The sequence below is a fragment of the Bacillus sp. FSL M8-0350 genome (assembly GCF_038593345.1).
GTDB classification, from domain to species: domain Bacteria; phylum Bacillota; class Bacilli; order Bacillales; family Bacillaceae; genus Bacillus; species Bacillus safensis.
Genome location: NZ_CP151985.1, coordinates 3,647,571 through 3,668,753, shown reverse-complemented (window position 1 = coordinate 3,668,753; position 21,183 = coordinate 3,647,571). Strand labels below are relative to the sequence as shown.

Sequence of the window (21,183 nt, the reverse complement as noted above, 5' to 3'; positions counted from 1 at the left end):
TGATTGAATTGATAAGAAGGCCGCTCCATTTGGGGTGGCTTTTTCATTTATTCAACTGAAGAAGAGGAGGCTTTTTTTATGACATTTTCTACACAATTAAGGAAAGAAGCAGAACCGTTATTTGAAGCCATTTATCAGCATCCGTTCGTCAGAGGCCTGGCAGCAGGAAAGCTGGAAAAGGAACAAATCATTCATTACATCAAACAAGATGCAGAATACTTACAAGCATTCATTAAAATTTATGCAGCAGCGCTCAGCAGATGTACAGACAGAGAGGATATTGCGTTTTTTCATCAGCAGATTGCGTTTGTACTAGATAGTGAGACGCATCCTCATCAAAACCTTTGCCGAGTGGCAGGAGTAGCATATGATGAGCTCCAAGGTGCTTCTTTGGCTCCGAGTGCTCATCACTATATTCATCACATGCTGCAAGTTGCGCAAGAAGGCACGCTTGGTGAAATCATCGCTGTCCTGCTTCCATGTCCTTGGACATATTGGGAAATAGGGAAACGAATGCTTACAGATGTGCAGCCAGACCCTTCACATCCGTTTTATGAGTGGATCACGTTTTATGGAGGATTAACCGATTCTGTTACAGGTGAGCTTTGCAAGCGGCTCGATCAGTTGGCGGAAGCAGCAAGTGAGAAGGAAAAGGAAAAAATGAAACAGCACTTTATCTTAAGCTGCCAGCTAGAGTACAAGTTTTGGGAAATGGCCTTCACTGTTGAAGAGTGGCCAGTTCAACTGGAGGTGCATTCATCATGACATGGAAGATGAAAGAAGTCGTCCTTGCGGTGATTTTATCCGTTGCGTGCGGTGTGATCTATTTAGGATGGTCCACGCTATACTTACCGATTACAGCACTTGTTGGCCCAGCAGGAGGCAACATCATGTTTGGAATATGGGTCATTGCCAGTCCAATCGTTGCATATATCATTCAAAAGCCGGGAGCTGCTCTGATTGCGGAAACAGCCGCCGCTGCTGTGGAATTATTGACAGGAAGCCACTTTGGACTTTCAGCTCTGCTGATTGGTGTATGCCAAGGGCTTGGGGCAGAAATCGCTTTCGCTCTTTTTGGTTATAAACGGTATCGCATGTGGACACTGATGCTGTCTGGTGCCTTTGCCGCTATCGGAGCGATGGCTTACAGTCTCGTGGCAAATGGCTTTGGATATTACACGCCTCAAGTTTTACTTATGACGCTTGTGACTCAAATCATTAGTGGAATGATACTTGGCGGCTGCCTTGCGAAAGTGGTGGTGGACGCACTATCCAAAACAGGTGTACTGAATCAATATGCCATCATGAAAGAAAAACGAAACAAAGGTGAACAGCATGAATTCATTTCTCGCGTGCAATGAACTCTCTGTCCGTTTTTATGAACAGCCTAAGCCCGTTTTGCATCAAATCTCCCTTACGATTCAAAAAGGGGAAAAGGTGCTTATTTTAGGACCGAGCGGAAGCGGGAAATCTACGCTCATTTCGGTTCTGGCTGGAATCATTCCAGAGCATGTGGAAGCAGACATGCAGGGCGAAGTGGTGCTGCAAAGACATACAGGCGTCATGTTTCAAGATCCAGACTCTCAGTTTTGTATGCACCGCGTCAATGAAGAAATTGCCTTTAGCTTAGAGAACCGTTCCGTCCCTCGTGAAGAGATGGATGACATCATTCAGCAGCTCATGCAAAAAGTCCAACTGAATGTCGATCCGCATACAGAGATTCACACTTTATCTGGCGGCATGAAGCAGCGATTGGCACTTGCTTGTTTACTCGCATTACAGCCGGATGTTCTATTCTTTGATGAACCGACCGCACAGCTTGATCCGTCAGGTAGAATGGACATATTTCAACTGCTGCAGCAGCTTGCAGCTGATCAGCAGCAGACCATGATTTTTGTAGAGCATGTGCTTGACGGTGTCATCGAATGGATGGACCGGGTGATTTTATTAGATGATCAAGGCAGCATTTTAGTAGATGGAGCTCCAAATGATGTGCTCGCGGCATATGAGAAAGAAATGAAAGAGGCAGGAATTTGGCGGCCCAAATTATTTCCCGAGAAATGGTCCACGATCATTCAAGATCCATTTCATCCACTGGGTCAAACCTTTATGCAAACCTTTAAAGCACGAAAAGAGCAGCGTGAAAAAGTGCCATCAATCGAACGAAAGACAATGATTCGTACAGAAAATCTGCAATTAAGCTACGGGAAAAAAATGATTATGAGTAACCTTCAGCTGGATATCAAAGCAGGGGATTGGGTGGCGATCATTGGGGAAAATGGAAGTGGAAAAAGCACACTTCTCAAACATTTGGTTCGTTTAGAGCCAACGAAAAAAGGCCACATTTTCTTAAAAGATACACTCCTAAAAAAGTGGTCAGACCGAGAACTATATGAAAAAGCAGGTTTTGTGTTTCAAAACCCTGAGCTTCAATTCATACAAGATACAGTATTCGATGAAATTGCCTTTGGCGGCAGACAGCGAAACTGGCCAGAATCTGTCGTACAAGAAAAAACGGTTCAGCTGCTGGAAGAGTTCGGTTTAGAGAAGCATGCAAAAGCACATCCCTTCACCTTAAGTTTAGGGCAAAAAAGAAGATTGAGTGTTGCCACGATGCTCCTCTTTGATCAAGATGTATTGCTGTTAGATGAACCGACTTTCGGGCAGGATGAAAAAACGGCGAAGGAATTAATGAGGCGTTTAAAAGAGCGTCAGCGCCAAGGCACTACCATTGTGATGGTCACACATGATATGGAGCTTGTCGATGAGTGTGCCGATCAAGTGCTTCTGTTTCATCAAGGGAAGCATGTGTATGATGGCACTCCTTATGATTTATTTTCAAATCAGGAACTTGTTGATACTTATCGGCTAAGAGCTCCTTTGCATTATCGCTATGTGGCAGAAAGAAAGGACGTGCTGACGATTGCAAAGTAATCATTCCTTTCTTTCTACTGTGAATCCAGTCATGAAATTACTCGCTCATCTGCTTGCGATGTGCTGTCTTATGGCGATTTCTGACCCTAAAACAACCTTTATCATTTGGCTGTTTGCTCTTGGCATTGGAGTTGTTTTAGGTGGATGGAATATGAAGTATATCGTTACAAGGCTTGTCCCTTATCTGCTCTTTTTTATTCTCGTGTTCTGGATGATGGCGGCCTTCGGCAAGGGAGATCATACCGTTTGGAAGTGGGCGTGGTTTCATATCACAGAGGAGAGTTTAAGAAATGGGCTCACCATCGCTTTTAGAATGCTTGGATTTGTGACATTTGGTCTCCTTTTTACGTCCACAACAGATTTGACGGCATTTATGATGAGTCTGATTCACCAATGCCGAATGTCCCCAAAATGGGCGTATGGAATGCTTGCCGGCTTCCGGTTTATTCCGTTATTTCAAAGTGAATTAAAACAAATGAAAGCTGCACATAAAATCAGAGGCTACAAGCAAAAAAACAGCTGGAAAGCCTTTATGCGTTATGCATTGCCCCTTTTTACACAAGGTGTACGAAAATCAGAGCGCTTAGCGATTGCGATGGAAGCCAGGGGCTTCACAGGGACGAAAGAGCGAACGTATTATCATAACATCAGCACCTCATGGATTGACTATATGTATCTTTTTCTCATCGGTATCAGTGTCTTCATGTGCATTTACTTTGTTTAAAAAACACCCACATTCTCTTGATAGAATGTGGGCTTTTTATATGTCTTAGGTCATTTGATTGATATTAGTGCACATTACAGGCTGTAATAGATCATATAACGAACCGATAAAGAAGGTGTACTGAGAAATAGAGAGGATGAACGTAAGCGAATGTCACAGAGAATTGATAACATAATAGACGCTTTACCAATCATTGGACTTGCTATGAGAGAGCAGCTAACCTTTTCTGTTTTAGGGAAAGAGAAGGTTCTTTATTATCAGCAGCATGGGAATATTGATTTAGGATTTAAAGCTGGTGATGCACTAGATGCTGGATTCCAAAACTTTGCGATGCTGAAAAATGGGAGAGAACCATCGTTTATCCAAATTCCAAAAGAAGTATACGGGATTCCAATGGATATCGTATCCGTTCCAATTACTGATGAATCAGGTCAAGTGGCTGCTGCCTTCTGTGTGGCATATGACCAAACGAATCAACAACGATTAGATCACATCATGACGGAGAGCAACGAAGCTTCCGAAAAACTAGTCGCAATGGTACAGCAGGTTGCCGCACATTCAGAGGAACTACAAGCGACAAGTGAACAAATTCTACAAAATACGAAAACCACTGTCGAAAATTCCTCTAAAATCAATCAAGTGTCCAATCTCATCAAAGGTATCTCTGATCAAACGAACTTACTTGGACTCAACGCATCAATAGAAGCTGCAAGAGTAGGGGAAGCAGGAGCAGGTTTTGGAGTGGTCGCAACAGAAGTGAGAAAGCTGTCAACTCACGCGAAACAAGCGACGACTGATATTGAAACAGCCCTAAAAGATGTGCAGGGATCGATCAAAGGAATGGAAGAAGAAATTGCGCAAATTGTCGCTTCCTCTGAGCATCAGGCAGAGCTAGTAGGCACTTTCACAAAAATTATTGAAGGTCTTCACGAAACAAACGAAACGATGAAAGCATTAGCAAACGACTTAGTAAACTATCAAGTGAAATAAAAGAACGACAAAACCTCCAGCTGAATCGGAGGTTTTTTTATCATTTCAAGGTGAGAAACTTGTTAGGATTATGACCGTTTTATCGCTGACAGGCAGGATACACTTCTGTATGATAGAAAAAGAGAGACTAGTTTTGTCATTAGACCTATTCATAAGGAGGAAGATCATCGTGACACAATCAGCGAAGCTGAAAGAAATACTTGCACCCTACCGTCCGTTGTTAGATGAAACGGAAAAACCAATGATTCAATTACAGATGAAACAAGGAAAAACAGGACCATACGACAGCAAAATAGCTGGTGATCCTTATTTTCCCAAAAACGACGAATATCCAGTTGACGGAGAAGGACATCCTATGAAACTTTTGGCACAAATTAATTTCGGCCAGCTGCCCAAGCTGAAGGATTATCCAGAAACAGGACTTATGCAAGTTTTTATTTCTGTGCATGATGATCTTTATGGGATGAATATTGACCATAAAACAGAGCAAAAAGATTTTCGCATCAAATTTATTGAGGAACCTTTCTTGGCAGAAGAAGAGTTAATGACTGATTTTTCTTTTGTGAAAATTCCAGATGATTTTTATTTTCCTGTGACGAAGGAAGGCGCGATTACAGGTGAATTATCAAGCGAAACGATCAGTGTAGGAGATTTCCGCTTTGAAAAAGTCACAGGAAAGAACAGCTGGGACCTATTCGAAGATGCAGATGGTGTTAATGGCGATGAAGCAGATGCCCTGCTGGATGAATTCTATGAAACAGCGAGTGGCTTTGGTCACAAATTGGGCGGGTATCCAGGGTTTACACAAGAAGACCCGCGTACCTATGTAGATCAAGAACATACCGTTCTGTTATTGCAAATTGACTCAGATGATGAAGTAGATCTGATGTGGGGAGATTGCGGAATCGCCAACTTTTTTATCAAACCAGAAGATCTTAAACGAAAAAATTTCGAGAATGTCGTCTATAATTGGGACTGCTCTTGATTTTGTAAAATACACACTTTAAACACTCTTTTTAGAGTGTTTTTGTGTATTTTTTTAGACTTTTTTGCCCCTATTTCGTCATTTTTGAGAGGTAATATGTCATTCTTTCTAGTTGACCGTATCAAAAAAAAATGTAAAATCATCTTAAAGTCCTCTTTTTTGAAAATAATAATAACATGACATATGAATCAACGATAAAATGCTCGAAAAAGCGGAATGTACTGGGGGGTATCAATTGATCATTTCTAAAGTAATCAATAATAATGTTGTCAGTGCATATGATGACGAGCAGCATGAGCTGGTCATTATGGGCAGAGGGATCGCGTTTCAAAAGAAAAGCGGAGACCCGATTGACGAAGAACGAATCGAAAAAGTATTTTCTATTCAAAATAAAGATATATCAGAAAAATTCAAAACCCTGCTTTATGATATTCCAATCGAGTATATGCAAGTGTGTGAGGCGATTATTGAGCATGCGAGAACAACCCTTAACAAAAATTTAAATGACAGCATCTATGTGACGCTGACGGATCATATCACCTTTGCCATTGAACGTCATCAAAAAGGAATGGACATCAAAAATGCCTTGCTCTGGGAAATCAAACGGCTGTATAAAGATGAGTTCAGATGCGGTTTAGAAGCTATTCGGATCATTGAGGACAAGCTGAGCATCCATCTTCCTGAGGATGAAGCCGGCTTTATTGCCATGCATATTGTCAATGCAGAGCTCAATGAAGAAATGCCAAACGTTATTCAAATCACCAAACTCATTCAAGACATTTTAAACATCGTTAAGTATCACTTTCAAATTGATTTGGACGAGGAATCATTAAATTATTTCCGTTTTGTTACGCATTTGAAGTTTTTTGGTCAGCGTCTGTTTAACGAAACACAGATGGAAAATCAAAACGAGTTTCTGTATGAAGTGGTAAAAGAGAAAAACACCGCAGCTTTTCAGTGCGCAGAAAAAATTAACGATTATGTTCAAAAAGAATACAACCGAAGTCTCATAGAAGATGAAATGCTATATTTAACTTTGCATATAGACAGAGTAATAAAAAGAAAATAAATTCAAAAAGAAAGCGTTGACATCACAAAATTAACATGATAATTTATAACTATAAACTAAATAACCACAATCTTTTAGGATTGTTACTGGTCAAGCAGGCAAAACCTAAATCATTGTCCCTATCTATGATAAGGCGTGATTTAGGTTTTTTTATATCTAAAGACTTATAAAAATTAAATAACGATCAATCGCTATGAAGGATTGTTACTGGTTAAGCAGGCAAAACCTAAATATCGATTAATGTCTGAATCGCTATTTCTCGGACATTAATGGATGTTTAGGTTTTTTCTATATCAAGATGAAATCAACGATTGGAGGGTAATACAATGAACCACAAACAAACAGCAAAAGAAGTGCTAGAACTTGTCGGCGGTGAAAAGAATGTTAAGCAAGTTACGCATTGTATGACAAGACTTCGCTTCAACTTATACGATGAAAGCAAGGCAGATAAAGAGAAGCTGCAATCAACAGATGGCGTCATGGGCGTGAATCAAAGCGGAGGCCAATATCATGTCATTATCGGCAATGATGTCTCAAATGTCTATCAAGCGATGATTGCTGACTCAGGTCTATCATCTGATGTAAAGTCAGGCGGTACAGAAGAAGCGTCAAAGCAAAATGTGATATCAAAGCTTTTCGATTTTATCTCTGGTGTCTTCACACCGATTCTTCCGGCCATCGCTGGGGCCGGTATGATCAAAGGGATTTTGGCACTGATGCTCACATTCCAGTGGATATCAGATAAAAGCAGTACGTATGCGATTTTAACAGCCATTGGAGATGGAGCCTTTTACTTCTTACCGATTCTGCTTGCTGTAAGCGTAGCCAAAAAAATTGGCACAAATCAGTATATTGCGGCTGCCATTGCAGCAGCAGCACTGCACCCGCAGTTAACCGCTTTACTGGGCGCGGGAAATACAGAATTTCTAGGCTTGCCAGTGGTTGCCGTTGTGTACTCTTCATCGGTGATTCCAATTCTGCTCACCATCTGGCTTGGTTCATATGTTGAAAGATTCGCAGAAAAATATAGTCCGAAATCATTAAAGATCATCCTTGTTCCAACAGTCACACTTCTAGTCGTTGTACCAGTTATGCTCATCGCGGTTGGACCGCTTGGCGGGATTATCGGAAGTGGCCTTTCAGGTGGAATTGATTTATTGTTCAAACATGCAGGTATTTTGGCCGGACTCTTGATCGGCGGCTTCATGTCACCATTGATCATTACGGGCATGCACTATGCACTGCTTCCAATCATGATCAACAACATTACGTTAAACGGTTTTGACTTCATTCTTCCAATGATGTTTGTAGCAAATATGGCACAAGCAGGCGCAGCATTCGGTGTCTTCTTAAGATCAAAAAACAAAACATTTAAATCATTGGCGATGTCTACAAGTATCACAGCCTTAATGGGTATTACTGAACCTGCTATGTATGGTGTGAACATGCGATTGAAAAAACCGTTCCTTGCAGCCCTTATTGGTGCAGCAGCAGGCGGCGTGTTCATGTCAATCTTTAAAGTAAAATCATATGTGATATCTGGATCAGCAGGCCTTCCAGGTCTCCCAACATTCATTGGACCAACATTTGTCTACTCAATCATCGGCTTAGTAATCGCCTTTGTCGTAGCAACGATCATGACACTTGTTCTCGGATTCAAAGATGTACCAGTGAAAGATGATACAAAAGCAGACAAACCAGAAGAAAAGAAAGACACAGCAGCACTTCAAAATGAAGTGGTACAAAGCCCGCTTGAAGGTCAACTAAAGCCGCTCAATCAAGTAAATGATGCAACATTCTCTAATGAAATCATGGGTAAAGGTGCAGCCATTGTACCAACAGCTGGGCGTGTTGTAGCACCTTTCAACGGCAAGGTTGAAACCATTTTCCACACAAAACATGCCATTGGTTTGAAGAGTGAACAAGGTACAGAACTTCTCATTCATGTGGGGATTGACACGGTAAAACTTGACGGAAAGTATTTTACAAGTCATGTGCAGTCAGGTGATCTGATTCAAGCAGGAGATGTACTCATTGATTTTGATATCGAGGGCATTCAGCAAGAAGGCTATGATGTCACCACACCTGTTATTGTCACCAACACAAACGATTTTGCACAAGTTGATGCGAAAACAGATGGAACGATTACAGTGAAAGAGACACTGCTTACAGTCAGTGTAGAAGAAAAAGAGGAGGGTATTCAACATGAACAAGTTAGAAAAAACATTTCCTAAAGGTTTCTTATGGGGCGGCGCTGTTGCAGCCAACCAAGTTGAAGGCGCATATAATCAAGATGGAAAAGGCTTATCGACAGCTGATGTATCACCAAATGGTATTATGCACCCATTCGATGAATCAATGAAAGACCTTAACTTATATCATGATGCAATCGATTTCTACCATCGCTATAAAGAAGATATTGCACTCTTTGCAGAAATGGGATTCAAGTGCTTCAGATTATCCATTTCTTGGCCGCGTATTTTCCCAAATGGCGACGATGCGGAACCGAATGAAGCAGGCCTCGCTTTTTATGAAAAAGTATTTGATGAACTGCATAAGCATGGAATTGAGCCAGTTGTCACCATCTCTCACTATGAAATGCCGCTCGCACTTGTGAAAAACTACGGCGGATGGAGAAACCGTAAGCTTGTGGATCTTTATGAAACATACGCGAAAACATTGTTCACCCACTTTAAAGACAAAGTAAAATATTGGATGACCTTCAATGAAATCAACGTTGTATTACATGCGCCTTTCACTGGCGGCGGACTTGTATTTGAAGAGGGTGATGACGAGAAAAGCATTCAATATCAAGCAGCGCATCACCAATTTGTTGCAAGTGCTTTGGCTGTCAAAGCAGGACACGAAATCATTCCTGATGCGAAAATCGGCTGTATGATTGCAGCGATGACAACTTATCCGTACAGCTCAAGACCAGAAGATATGTTTGCTGCAATTGAGCAAGACCGTAAAACATTATTCTTCTCAGATGTACAGGCAAGAGGTTATTACCCAGGTTACATGAAACGTTATTTCCTTGAAAATGACATCAACATCGAGTTCCAAGAAGGGGACGAAGATATTTTAAGAAACCATACAGTGGACTATATTGGCTTCAGCTATTATATGAGCTTTGTGACAAGTACAGATCCAGAGATTCTTGGACAAGTGACTGGCGGTAACTTATTTGAAGGTGTGAAAAACCCTTATCTAGAAGCAAGTGATTGGGGCTGGCAAATTGATCCGAAAGGACTTCGTACAACACTGAATCAGCTGTATGACCGCTACCAAAAGCCATTGTTTATCGTAGAAAATGGATTGGGTGCTGTCGATCAAGTAGAAGAAGACGGATCCATTCAAGACGATTACCGAATTGATTACCTCAGAAGCCACTTGCTAGAGGCGAGAGAAGCGATCGCAGACGGAGTTGACCTGATCGGTTATACAAGCTGGGGCCCAATTGACCTTGTCAGCGCATCAACGGCTGAAATGAAAAAACGCTACGGCTTCATTTATGTTGACCGTGATAATGAAGGAAACGGTACATTAGATAGAAAGAAAAAGAAAAGTTTCGATTGGTATAAACAAGTGATTGCGACGAATGGTGAACATTTGGATGCATAAAAGAAAAAGACAAACCGCCATACTGCGGTTTGTCTTTTTTTTTCTCTGAGGGACTACGAAGTCCACACTTGATCTGCAATTTCAATCACATGACGCAGCTTTTCCCATTGCTGCTCTTCTGTTAACAGGTTGCCTTCCTCTGTTGAGGCGAATCCGCATTGTGGACTCAAACAAATTTGGTTAATGTCTACATATTGAGCCGCTTCCTCAATGCGTTTTTTAATCTGTTCAACTGGCTCAAGCTCTCCGTATTTTGAAGTGACAAGGCCTAGTACGATTTGAAGGTTTGGGTTCTTCACATATCGAAGGGGCTCAAATCCGCCAGAACGATCGTCGTCAAACTCTAAAAAGAGACCATCAAGATCTAAGCCGGCAAAAATTGTTTCTGCCGCTGCTTCGTAACCACCTTCAGCTGCCCATGTCGATTTAAAGTTACCGCGGCAAATATGCATGGTGATCACCAAATCCTCTGGGCGGTCGGCAACAGCTTCATTGATTGTCTTCGCAAACGATTCACGAAGTTCATCTTCTTCACGGCCAAAGGCTTTGATTTGTTCATGGCCTTTTTCAGAAAAGAACACTGCCCATGCCGTATCATCCAGCTGCAAGTAGCGGCAGCCTGCATCATAAAAAGCACGGATGGCTTTCTTATACGCTTGTGCCACATCATGGTGGAATTCCTCTAAGCTGTCATACACTCCTTCTTCAAGCTTTCCACGGAAAAAGAGCATATTCGGACTTGGAATCGTCATTTTAGCCGTATGATCACCAGCGATGCTGTGAAGGAAACGATAATCCTCCAGCATTGGATGATCTGTAAAATCGATCTTGCCTGTTACCTTGATACCTCTAGCTTTTGTCGTTGTGTTATGGAATTGAATGCCTTGATCTGCTTCAAATCCTTCAACTCCATCGAGTCCTTCAAGAAAGTCAAAATGCCACCATGCACGTCTGAATTCACCATCTGTGACAACCTCTAACCCAATTTCTTTTTGCTTCTCTACAATACGTGTAATTTCTTCGTTTTCAATTTGTCGGAGCTGCTCTGCTGTCAGCGTACCGTCTGCTTTTTGCTTGCGTGCTTCCTTGATGCGCTCTGAGCGAAGTAAACTTCCTACTTGATCTGCGCGGAATGGCGGTTTCGTTGTTTTCTTTCCAATGGTTTGTACTTGTGTCATGCTGAATCCCTTCTTTCCTCAGGTTAAAAAATCAAATAAAAAAGCTCTTCCTTAGATAAGGAAGAGCATCATATACTGTGAGAACTCTGCCTTATCTTCAAACAAGCATTTGCTTGCTTAAGGAATTAGCACCATTCTGTTCCTAGGAACAGCGGTTGCCGGGTTTCACAGGGCCAGTCCCTCCACCACTCTTAATAAGGTTACCTTTTGATTCAATTTTCTTAATAAACACAATTATTCAACCTTTTCAGGGAAAAGTCAATGGTTTTATCGTTTAATTTTCAAAATGAACAAATCAAGGGAAACAAACCCAGTGTGGAAAAATAAAGAATAATATGGAAAAAATACTTCTTTTGGTTCTTTTGTCATGGTATACTCATTTGGTAATAGACAAAAATGGGGGTTTTTACTATGACAATGAAAAAAGGTCTAACGATCAGCCTGCTCATTTTCTCACTGATTGTTTCCTTGTTTGCGCCAGTTGGATCTGCGGATGCCAAACAAGCAAAAAAAGCAAAAGTAAGCACACACTATTATAAGAAGAAAAAAACGTTCAAATATGCACAGGTGAAAAACCTAAGCAAGGCGCATATGAAAACCATCAATCGTGATTTAAAAGAAGATATCGCCTTCTCTTATTCTACGTACTTGTTTTTAAAGGACGAAGCGAAAAAGGAAGGCTACGGGAAGGTCACGTATGAGAGAACGTATAAAACGAAATTTAACAATGGTAAGAAACTGAGTATCTTAAACTATGATTACATGTATAACGGTGGAGCGCACGGAGACACAATGGTTTCCAGCATGAACTATGTGTTAACAAAGAAAAAAACAAAGCAGCTGTTCTTGACAGACGTTGTGAAAACAAAGAAAAAGCGTACGAAAGTAAGAGATTATATTTATAACTACACAAAGAAACATAAAAGCAAGTTCTACGCGAACTTGAAAAAAAGTGACATTGAAATCAACTACAACACGCAGTATTACTTCACGAAAAAGGGAATTGCTGTTGTCTTCCAGCCATATGAAATTTCACCTTATTATGTTGGAATTCCTATGATTCAAGTTCCTGCTAAGGTATATAAATAAAAAGAAAAACGACCACTGAATCTGGTCGTTTTTTGCTGTTTATGCAAACAAAAAAGAGCCCCTCATGAGGCTCTTTTATTTGGATTTATACTTGTTTAGGTGCATCGTTTAGTGGGTGACGGCGTTTTCCGTTGTAGTGGCGGCGCATACGAAAGATTTCAAACTCCGAAAGCTCTGCGCTTTTTCTTTTTTGGGTGCGGTTATCTTTTTTGAAAGAGAATAGTAAGTAGCAGCAAAGTGAAGCGATAATCAATAAAATCATCATATGACATTCCTCCAATTCATCCTATTCTTTAAGTGTAGACAGGGTGAGTGATGTTTATAACTGAAAATAAGCAGCAGAATCGGTTTAGTTCTTAAGGTTCATTCGATCTGCTATTTTAGGTCTAAAATACTGGTTGTTTTTAACTATTATATTTCCAGTTATTTCACTCGTCAAGAAGAATTTTTTCTGGGGTTGTCTCTATTAGTACGAATAAGTGTCATAAAAGTTTCAGAAAATTGTAAACTTTTATTAAAAAACCGTTCCCGAACAGGAACGGTTGTAAACATGTCTATGCTTTTTCTTCAAATAAACGGGCAATTTCAACGATAACTTCAGTTGCTTTCACCATGTTTTCAACGGAAATAAATTCATATTTACCGTGGAAGTTTTCCCCGCCTGTAAAGATGTTTGGCGTTGGGAGACCTTTATATGAAAGCTGGGAGCCGTCTGTGCCGCCGCGAATTGGTTCAATGACCGGTGTTACTGAGCGATTTTCCATGGCTTCATGAGCAATGTCCACAATATGTTTCACTGGCTCAATTTTTTCTCTCATATTATAATATTGATCCTGAATGCTGAGGGTGATGCTGTTTTCTCCGTATGTGGCTTTTAAGTCATTTGCTATTTTTTCAAACAGTGCCTTGCGATTGTTGAATTTCTCTTTATCAAAATCACGGATAATATATTGCAGCTCAGCCTCTTCTACTTCCCCTACAAATTTCGTCAGGTGGAAAAAGCCTTCGTAGCCTTCTGTATACTCCGGAGATTCGTCAGAAGGAAGTTTGTTGTGAAAAAGCATCCCGATTTTCGCAGCGCTGACCATTTTGTCCTTTGCTGTCCCTGGGTGGACATTGTTTCCTTTAATGGATACTTTCGCGCCCGCTGCGTTGAAGCTTTCATATTGCAGCTCGCCAAGCGGTCCGCCGTCAATTGTGTACGCATAGGAAGCGCCAAAGGCATCAACATCAAACTTGTGCGGCCCTCTGCCAATCTCTTCATCTGGCGTAAAAGCGACACGGATTTTTCCATGCTTGATGTCTGGGTGTTCGATGAGGTAATGCATAGCGGTCATAATTTCTGCGATACCAGCTTTGTTATCTGCACCAAGCAGGGTTGTGCCATCTGTAGTGATCAGTGTATGTCCTTGGTACTTTTGTAAATTTGGAAACTGTTGTGGAGATAAAACGATATGTAGATCTTCATTTAAGGTAATGTCGCCGCCTTGATAGTTCTCATGAAGCTGCGGTTTTACATTTTTGCCAGTGAAGTCAGTGGCTGTGTCAATATGAGCCAGAAAGCCAATGGTCGGCACATCTTTGTCTGTGTTAGAAGGGATTGTTCCCATGACATAGCCGTTTTCATCCATAGTCACTTCTTGAATCCCAATGGATTTCATTTCTTCAACAAGCTGTCTCGCCAGATTCAATTGTCCTTCAGTAGATGGGCAGCTTTCCTTTTCTGCATCCGACTGCGTATCTACCTTCACATAACTTGTGAAACGCTGAATCATTTCCTCTTTCATCTATACGTCACTCCTTTTGTAGAATACGTCCATTTTATCACGTCTTGAATGCGCTTCATAACAAGAAAGGCTTTCTCTGGCAATTAGAGAGGAAAAAGGCCTACTTTCATTAGGTAATGTGCTGAATGGTTCTTTAGGGTGATTTTTTTGGGTGTCTTTTTATTTATAATGAGGACATATAAAATCATCCATTTGTACGTTAAATTGGGAGAAAGGGGTGCGAAAGTTGGATTCTAGTCAAACGCTGGCACTCGCTCAAAAGTTTCAGGAAGCGGCTGATGAGATTCGGCAGTCCAAGCAGCTGCTGGAAAATCGGCTGAAGGCAGTAGGATCAGGCTGGCAGGGAGAAGCAAGGGATAAATTTGATCAAAGCTTTGAAGAAACAACGGCACGCTATGATCAATTTGAAAAGGATTTGCTTGAAACAAGTCAGGAACTGCGGGATGCAGCGGTCAAAATTGAGGAGCGTAAAGCTGAAATTGCCAGAATGGAAGAGCTTGAGCGAAAGAGACGAGAAGAACGGAGAGAAAGAAACCGAGAAGGGAGATGATGTGATGGCACGTGACATTGTGGTTGATCCAGATCAGCTGACTGGGCTGGCGAATGATTTTGTAGGCGAGCTGTCAGCCATTGAAACGAAGCACCGCGATTTACATAGTGAACTGGACGGGCTGATTTTAGGCTGTGATCCTCGGTATAGAAGCTGTTTTTCTGGTGTCGGGGATGCATGGGGAGCAGGACAGGCATTAATCAGCAAATTGAGCAGTGATGATATTGCCATTCGTCATGCAACGGATAAAATGGTCGAAGCAGATGATATATTGCGGAAATTGTACAGTATTTATGATCAATATGGTACACTCACGAGCTTAGCTGGTATCGTGATGATGCAGGCGAAATATTACGGGCTTGGAATGACGACCTTCATTAAAGAGAATGGCCGATATGCAGCGCAGCATTCAAAGCTGCTGCTTGATCTGACCAGCCGGGTAGAAGGAACGAGATTTGACCGGTTAGCAAGGATTTGGCTGAGTAAAAAAGAATTATTAAAACGATCGAACTGGCCGATGGCTGACTTGGTTCATAAGAAATTCACAAAATTTTATCCTGACGATACAGTTGCGTTCACAAACAGTGTTCGTGATTTTACAAAAGGAAGTATTAATTGGAAGGACACGGCTGCTATTAAGTCTGTTCTGAAAAATGGTGCAAGATTTGCGAAAGGAAATGCCATCATTGCAACAGTTGTCACTGGTGCAACTGAGACGGTTGGCTGTGGATTGAAAATTGCCGAGAACTATGCAGAATTCGGCGATCAGCCAGAAGTTCTTAAGCGTGAAAATGCAAAGGCTGTTGGAAATGCAGTGAACAATACGGTCTTTATCGCTGGCGGTTCTGTCGCAGGTGCCGTTGTCGGCGGTGCTCTTGGCAGCTTTGCAGGTCCGATTGGAACCGTGGTTGGCGGAGCCATTGGTTCAGCAGTAGGTGGATTTATTGGAGAAAAAGTCGCCAAGCTGACATCCGGTTTTGCTGAACAGATGGCAGTGAAATTAAAGGACCCGATTCATGCAGTCGTGGATAAAGGGAAAAAAGCATTCGAACTGGCGGGTCAAGGTGTGAAAGCAGTGAATGATACCATTGATCAGGCAAATCAGGTAATACATAAAGGGATAGAAAAAACAAAAGAAACCGCAGATTCGCTCATAAAGGGTGCAGGCGATTTCTTTAAGGGTGCATTTTCTTTTGGATAAGGAGAGATCAAGTTGGATCAGCTAAGTCTAAGTATTGAGGAACTCATCTTTAGTTTTTACAGTGAAGGCTATTTTGAACAAGGTATGTCCTTAAAGGAGGCTTATTATCCTGAAGTAGAGGACGAGCGCTTGGGTTTTTTATTTGAAATTGCGTGCCGCTCTTTGCTCGCAAAAGGTGTACTGGAATTTCGAAACAGACAATACCGTTATAAAACGGAATACCGTCATTTCATCCAGGCGATGAATGATGCCTCCCACACGATCAAGGCGTCTAGATTTGGAGATTTAGATGAAGAAGTCAGCACCTCTTTTCACACAACACAAGCGGGTGTATATGCGCATCATACGCTTTATGATCAACAAGTGCATCAGATTCGCAAACTGGATGGCGATCAGCAGGCAGAGGAGCAAGTGACAGCCTTTTTCAACATACAGATGAATGATCACCCTGAACCTGTCATCAGCCTGCAGGCAGAGGAATTTGAAATGCTATTAGAACAGGCAAGCGAAGCGAAAAATGAGTGGCCATCCTTTCTGAATAAAGCGGAGAATCAAGAGCTCGTGAAGGCATTTGTTTCTGATGTACAGACGAGAAAAGGAAAGATAGACTCCCTCATGAAGGTCGTCTATGACAAAAATAATACGCCTGATGTGGAGTCCATGCTATTTGTGATTCCAGGTGAGAACCAATCGTGGCTTGTATCAGGAATAAAAGAAAATCAATTTCGCATTGAGACGGCTCATCGAGACGGGTTACGTTCTATATTCTAATGGAGAAAAGGAGAATGACACTTGAATCCAAGTGAAGTAATAGAAGTAAGGAGCAGACCTTTTTTAAGAGTATGGGCATTCTTAGCAACGGGCGGCTTCGGTATCATCGGTATTTGGTTATTTTCAGAAGCTCTTACATTTGAATCAAACTATACATTGTTTTTATTTTTAGGCGGACTATTAGGTATTGTCTATGGCTGGATCTCCTTTTTGATGATTTTGCCTGCTTTTACGAAGAGGGGAAATGTGATTTTTCGCATTCAGCGCGGAGAGAATGGCGCTGTGCTGCACCGGGAGCGAATGATTCCTTTTCAAGATATTCAATCAATCGACATGCGCAGGCATCGTTACAGTATAAGAGGATTTCTTTTCATGGATGTGCTCATTCGGAAAGTAGATGGGGAATTGATCAAAATTCCGGCGTACAGCATTTTAGATGAAGAAGTATTTGAGCAGACCGTCAAACAGGAGATCTATCCATATTTACATCAGACAGCCCAAGAAAATTGGAGACAGCAGCATGGCCAAGGAGAAGAGGAGACCGACTAAGTTGTTTTTGTCAGAATTCCATAGGATGAGGCGCCACTTTTTCGAAGAAATCGTGTATGATGTCAGTAAAGACTGAACACTCGAAAGAGGTGATGAGAGATGGATAAAGAGATGGTAATCGACCTCGTCACAGAACAAATGGCACGGATTCGAAAAGAAAAGGATTATACGCAGGATCGTATGGCGGAGGTACTTGGTCTATCGAAACGGCATCTACAGCAGGTTGAAAAAAACAGGCTGCGTCTCAACTGGACGCAATCCGCGGCCGTATGTGCATTATTCAGAGATAGTGACATTTTAAAAGGCACCCTGGGGGATGACCCGCTCGAGATTTTGGAAGTTGTGGCACATGATGAATTGCATCTATCAGTAGAGCGTACGATTGGCGGCAAGGTTTGGTGGAGGACGTCTGTCAAAAAAGGCACGTTTCGGCTTCAGCAAAATGTACTTAGTCAGCATTACCGCATCTTAGACGAGGAGAATTATCGCTATTATAGTTCGTTTAATAAAGAAGAAGCGAAGCGGCGGCTAGAGGAATTAAGCCAGCTGTCTTCTCCATATTGAGATTGGAAAAGGAAAGAGAGGCACCTGTTTATAAGGTGCCTCTCTTTTCTGTGTTTATACTTTTAGAGTGTTTTTCGCCCGAATAAAGGCAACAAGCTGTTTGATTTCTTCATCATTTAGGGGAACGCCGTCTACATAAATGGTTCCTTCTTTTGCTTCCGTCAGTTCAATTTTGATATCAGAGATTTTGCGTTGTATCTCTGGCTCGTCCGTTCTACCAAGTAAAAAATCAATGGACGTATCATACAAATCAGCCAGCAGCTTCACTGCTTCAAGCGAAGGTCGTCGGTACCCAGATTCGTAACCGGCATAGGTGCTTTTGGCGATACCTAGGCGATCTGCCGTATGCTGGAGAGACCATTTTTTCTTTTTTCTAAGGGTGGTTAAACGATCGAGTATCATACATGAACGCTCCTTTATTTACAACAACAGTATATCATATTTTGACATAGAATGTACGCGTTATGCGTAACAATTTCTTGATTAATTCGCGTTATGTGACTATAATGGCAATGAAGGTACGCGTAAAGCGTATATTATAGAATAGCACAAGCTAGCTTATAATATGTGTGACAAACGAAGTAATTTTACGAAAGAGGTGGACCTGTTGAAGAAATTATTGCTTTTAACGACTGGTGGGACGATTGCATCTGTAGAGAGTGAAAATGGTTTAGCTCCAGGTGTTAAAGCTGAGGATCTTTTGAGCTATTTAAACGAAATTAATGCAGAATATACAATGGACACAAAGTCCCTAATGAGTATAGATAGTACAAATATGCAGCCTGAATACTGGGTTGATATCGCAACAGCCATTTATGAGAATTATGATCAGTATGATGGGTTTGTCGTTACTCACGGAACCGATACAATGGCCTATACATCAGCAGCGCTGTCTTATATGCTGCAAAATCCTGATAAGCCGATCGTGATTACAGGTTCACAAATTCCGATTACTTTTAAGAAAACAGATGCGAAGAAAAACATCACAGATGCGATTCGCTTTGCATGTGACGGTGTTGGCGGCGTGTATGTCGTGTTTGATGGCAGAGTCATCCAAGGAACACGTGCGATCAAACTAAGAACGAAAAGCTACGATGCATTTGAAAGCATTAACTACCCATATATTGCATCAATTGAAAACCATCAAATTGAATACAATAGCAAAGTAAAAAGAACACCAATGAAACCGCTTAAATTAGATGCATCCTTGAACACAGATGTGTGTCTGTTAAAATTGCACCCAGGCCTGAAGCCCGAGTTTTTAGATGCAGTCAAAAGCATGTACAAAGGGGTTGTCATTGAAAGCTACGGCAGCGGCGGAATTCCTTTCGAAGGAAGAAACCTTTTAGAAAAGATTAACGAATTGCTGGAAGAAGGCATTTCTGTTGTCATCACCACTCAGTGTCTTGAAGAAGGAGAAGATATGAGTGTGTATGAGGTAGGACGCAAGATCAATCAAGAATTGGTGGCACGTTCAAGAAATATGAATACAGAAGCTATCGTGCCGAAATTGATGTGGGCACTAGGCAAAACAACAGATCCAAGAGAAGTCAAAAAGATTATGGAAACGCCAATCGCAGAAGATTTAGTGATTTAACTATTCTATAGAAAGCAGGTCATAAGAGATGGTTCAAGCAACTTATCGCTATGAGAAGGATTTTCTTGGTGAAAAAGAAATTCCAGCAGACGTGTATTATGGGGTTCAAACCCTTCGTGCAAAAGAGAATTTCCCGATTACAGGATATCGGATGCACGAGGAACTAATCAGAGCCTTTGCCATCGTGAAAAAAGCAGCAGCTCAAGCCAATATGGAAGTTGGACGTTTATATGAGGGAATTGGAAATGCCATCGTTCAAGCGTCTGATGAAGTCATTGAAGGCAAGCTGCACGAGTACTTTATTGTCGACCCAATTCAAGGCGGCGCAGGAACGTCCATGAATATGAATGCCAATGAAGTGATTGGAAACAGAGCACTAGAAATCATGGGACATCAAAAGGGAGAATACATCCATTTAAGCCCAAACACACATGTGAACATGTCGCAATCAACGAATGATTCATTCCCAACGGCGATCCACATTGCTGTGCTCAAGCAGTTAGATATTCTGCTTGAAACGATGCAAGTCATGCAGGACGTCTTTCAAAAGAAAGCGAAAGAATTCGATCATGTGATCAAAATGGGACGTACGCACCTTCAGGATGCTGTTCCAATCCGTTTGGGACAGGAATTTGAAGCTTACAGCCGCGTGCTGAGCCGTGATATTAAGCGGATCAACCAATCAAAACAGCATTTATATGAAGTCAATATGGGTGCAACAGCAGTTGGGACAGGCTTAAACGCAGATCCTCGTTATATTGAAATCGTGGTGAAGAAGCTCGCTGATATATCTGGTCTTCCTCTTGTAGGCGCAGAGCATCTCGTGGATGCAACGCAAAATACAGATGCTTACACAGAAGTATCCGCCGCTTTAAAAGTATGTATGATGAACATGTCTAAGATTGCCAATGACCTTCGCTTAATGGCATCTGGTCCGCGCGCAGGTCTTGCTGAAATCGCATTGCCAGCCCGCCAGCCTGGATCTTCCATCATGCCTGGGAAAGTCAATCCAGTCATGGCTGAGCTCATTAACCAAATCGCATTCCAGGTCATTGGGAACGACCACACGATCTGTCTTGCTTCTGAAGCAGGACAGCTTGAGTTAAATGTGATGGAGCCAGTTCTGGTCTTTAACTTGCTTCAATCTATTAGTATAATGAATAACGGATTCCGTTCATTCACAGATCATTGCTTAGCGGACATTGAAGCAAATGAAATACGTTTGAAAGAATATGTAGAAAAAAGTGCAGGCGTGATCACTGCCGTGAACCCTCACTTAGGCTATGAAGCAGCCGCTAGAATTGCAAGAGAAGCCATTTTAACAGGACAATCGATCAGAGATCTTTGCTTGCAGTACGATGTTTTAACGGAAGAAGAACTTGATATTATCTTAAATCCATTCGAGATGACAAAGCCTGGCATTGCAGGTGCAGAGCTCCTAGAGCGATAATAATATCAAAAATTTTATTTTATTAATATGTAGAATTGCCTGTGAAAAAGAGAAAAACAGGCAATTCACTTTCTTTCGAATTGACACACTTTTTTCACAATATTTTGAAAACGCTTAACGC

At 41.6% G+C, this 21,183-nt stretch carries 21 protein-coding genes and 1 riboswitch; of the genes, 17 read left to right on the top strand and 4 right to left on the bottom strand.

Translation table 11 applies throughout. The annotated features are described in order from the left end of the window. Window positions 1–78 precede the first annotated feature (78 nt). From tenA to NSS80_RS19070, 9 genes are all read left to right on the top strand, one after another. Window positions 79–765 (top strand): thiaminase II, encoded by a 687-nt coding sequence (tenA, locus tag NSS80_RS19110; RefSeq protein WP_041118280.1) that lies wholly within the window; start codon window positions 79–81, stop codon window positions 763–765. Continuing rightward, window positions 762–1,361: an ECF transporter S component gene (locus NSS80_RS19105; protein WP_025093768.1), complete on the top strand. Its 600-nt coding sequence runs from the start codon at window positions 762–764 to the stop codon at window positions 1,359–1,361. The genes tenA and NSS80_RS19105 overlap by 4 nt, the downstream gene beginning before the upstream one ends. After that, the gene (locus tag NSS80_RS19100) at window positions 1,336–2,934 is read left to right on the top strand and encodes an ABC transporter ATP-binding protein (RefSeq protein ID WP_041118278.1); all 1,599 of its coding nucleotides are present in this window, start codon (window positions 1,336–1,338) and stop codon (window positions 2,932–2,934) included. Before NSS80_RS19105 ends, NSS80_RS19100 begins: the two co-directional genes overlap by 26 nt. After that, on the top strand, window positions 2,924–3,658 hold the full coding sequence (locus NSS80_RS19095) for an energy-coupling factor transporter transmembrane component T (protein WP_041118276.1): 735 nt from the start codon (window positions 2,924–2,926) through the stop codon (window positions 3,656–3,658). Before NSS80_RS19100 ends, NSS80_RS19095 begins: the two co-directional genes overlap by 11 nt. 150 nt (window positions 3,659–3,808) lie before the next feature. Beyond that, window positions 3,809–4,648, top strand: a complete 840-nt coding sequence (locus tag NSS80_RS19090; RefSeq protein WP_041118274.1) for a methyl-accepting chemotaxis protein — start codon at window positions 3,809–3,811, stop codon at window positions 4,646–4,648. 169 nt (window positions 4,649–4,817) lie between these two features. Further along, a complete protein-coding gene (locus NSS80_RS19085; protein WP_041118272.1) occupies window positions 4,818–5,633 on the top strand; it encodes a YwqG family protein in 816 nt (271 codons plus the stop codon). 235 nt (window positions 5,634–5,868) lie between these two features. Further along, a complete protein-coding gene (locus NSS80_RS19080; RefSeq protein WP_034281373.1) occupies window positions 5,869–6,702 on the top strand; it encodes a PRD domain-containing protein in 834 nt (277 codons plus the stop codon). 326 nt (window positions 6,703–7,028) lie between these two features. After that, window positions 7,029–8,936 carry a beta-glucoside-specific PTS transporter subunit IIABC gene (locus NSS80_RS19075; protein ID WP_041118270.1) on the top strand — a complete coding sequence of 636 codons (1,908 nt, stop codon included), beginning with the start codon at window positions 7,029–7,031 and terminating at the stop codon, window positions 8,934–8,936. After that, window positions 8,908–10,326: a glycoside hydrolase family 1 protein gene (locus tag NSS80_RS19070; protein WP_317221744.1), complete on the top strand. Its 1,419-nt coding sequence runs from the start codon at window positions 8,908–8,910 to the stop codon at window positions 10,324–10,326. The genes NSS80_RS19075 and NSS80_RS19070 overlap by 29 nt, the downstream gene beginning before the upstream one ends. Window positions 10,327–10,379: 53 nt before the next feature. Here the strand turns inward: NSS80_RS19070 and NSS80_RS19065 are convergent, their stop codons facing one another. Further along, a complete protein-coding gene (locus NSS80_RS19065; RefSeq protein WP_034281370.1) occupies window positions 10,380–11,504 on the bottom strand; it encodes a 5-methyltetrahydropteroyltriglutamate--homocysteine S-methyltransferase in 1,125 nt (374 codons plus the stop codon). 88 nt (window positions 11,505–11,592) lie between these two features. Beyond that, window positions 11,593–11,705, bottom strand: a riboswitch (SAM riboswitch). A 210-nt stretch (window positions 11,706–11,915) separates the two neighbouring features. Here NSS80_RS19065 and NSS80_RS19060 point away from each other — a divergent pair. Next, the gene (locus NSS80_RS19060) at window positions 11,916–12,593 is read left to right on the top strand and encodes a DUF3298 and DUF4163 domain-containing protein (protein ID WP_041118266.1); all 678 of its coding nucleotides are present in this window, start codon (window positions 11,916–11,918) and stop codon (window positions 12,591–12,593) included. Between the two features lie 85 nt (window positions 12,594–12,678). Here NSS80_RS19060 and NSS80_RS19055 read toward each other — a convergent pair whose 3' ends face one another. Continuing rightward, window positions 12,679–12,858, bottom strand: coding sequence for a hypothetical protein (locus NSS80_RS19055; protein ID WP_008345664.1), 180 nt, complete (start codon window positions 12,856–12,858; stop codon window positions 12,679–12,681). Between the two features lie 289 nt (window positions 12,859–13,147). Further along, window positions 13,148–14,380: a peptidase T gene (gene pepT, locus NSS80_RS19050; protein WP_047202931.1), complete on the bottom strand. Its 1,233-nt coding sequence runs from the start codon at window positions 14,378–14,380 to the stop codon at window positions 13,148–13,150. 226 nt (window positions 14,381–14,606) lie between these two features. On the opposite strand from pepT, the gene NSS80_RS19045 reads away from it, so the two are divergent. The 5 genes from NSS80_RS19045 to NSS80_RS19025 all read left to right on the top strand — a co-directional run bounded on the left by NSS80_RS19045 (window position 14,607) and on the right by NSS80_RS19025 (window position 18,015). Further along, window positions 14,607–14,930, top strand: coding sequence for a WXG100 family type VII secretion target (locus tag NSS80_RS19045; RefSeq protein WP_024427532.1), 324 nt, complete (start codon window positions 14,607–14,609; stop codon window positions 14,928–14,930). 4 nt (window positions 14,931–14,934) lie between these two features. Continuing rightward, window positions 14,935–16,131 (top strand): glycine zipper domain-containing protein, encoded by a 1,197-nt coding sequence (locus NSS80_RS19040; protein ID WP_024427531.1) that lies wholly within the window; start codon window positions 14,935–14,937, stop codon window positions 16,129–16,131. A 12-nt stretch (window positions 16,132–16,143) separates the two neighbouring features. Continuing rightward, window positions 16,144–16,902, top strand: coding sequence for a hypothetical protein (locus NSS80_RS19035; RefSeq protein ID WP_041118262.1), 759 nt, complete (start codon window positions 16,144–16,146; stop codon window positions 16,900–16,902). Between the two features lie 21 nt (window positions 16,903–16,923). After that, window positions 16,924–17,451: a YfjD family protein gene (locus tag NSS80_RS19030; RefSeq protein ID WP_041118260.1), complete on the top strand. Its 528-nt coding sequence runs from the start codon at window positions 16,924–16,926 to the stop codon at window positions 17,449–17,451. Window positions 17,452–17,550: 99 nt separating this feature from the next. Further along, complete coding sequence (locus tag NSS80_RS19025) at window positions 17,551–18,015, top strand: helix-turn-helix transcriptional regulator (RefSeq protein ID WP_024423909.1); 465 nt, start codon at window positions 17,551–17,553, stop codon at window positions 18,013–18,015. A gap of 54 nt (window positions 18,016–18,069) precedes the next feature. On the opposite strand, the gene NSS80_RS19020 is transcribed toward NSS80_RS19025, so the two are convergent. Continuing rightward, on the bottom strand, window positions 18,070–18,417 hold the full coding sequence (locus NSS80_RS19020) for a helix-turn-helix transcriptional regulator (protein ID WP_024427528.1): 348 nt from the start codon (window positions 18,415–18,417) through the stop codon (window positions 18,070–18,072). 205 nt (window positions 18,418–18,622) lie between these two features. Here NSS80_RS19020 and NSS80_RS19015 point away from each other — a divergent pair, with 205 nt between their 5' ends. Together NSS80_RS19015 and aspA are read left to right on the top strand one after the other, a co-directional pair. Beyond that, the gene (locus NSS80_RS19015; RefSeq protein ID WP_024427527.1) at window positions 18,623–19,612 is read left to right on the top strand and encodes an asparaginase; all 990 of its coding nucleotides are present in this window, start codon (window positions 18,623–18,625) and stop codon (window positions 19,610–19,612) included. Between the two features lie 28 nt (window positions 19,613–19,640). Then, a complete protein-coding gene (aspA, locus tag NSS80_RS19010) occupies window positions 19,641–21,062 on the top strand; it encodes an aspartate ammonia-lyase (protein ID WP_024423908.1) in 1,422 nt (473 codons plus the stop codon). Window positions 21,063–21,183 lie beyond the last annotated feature (121 nt).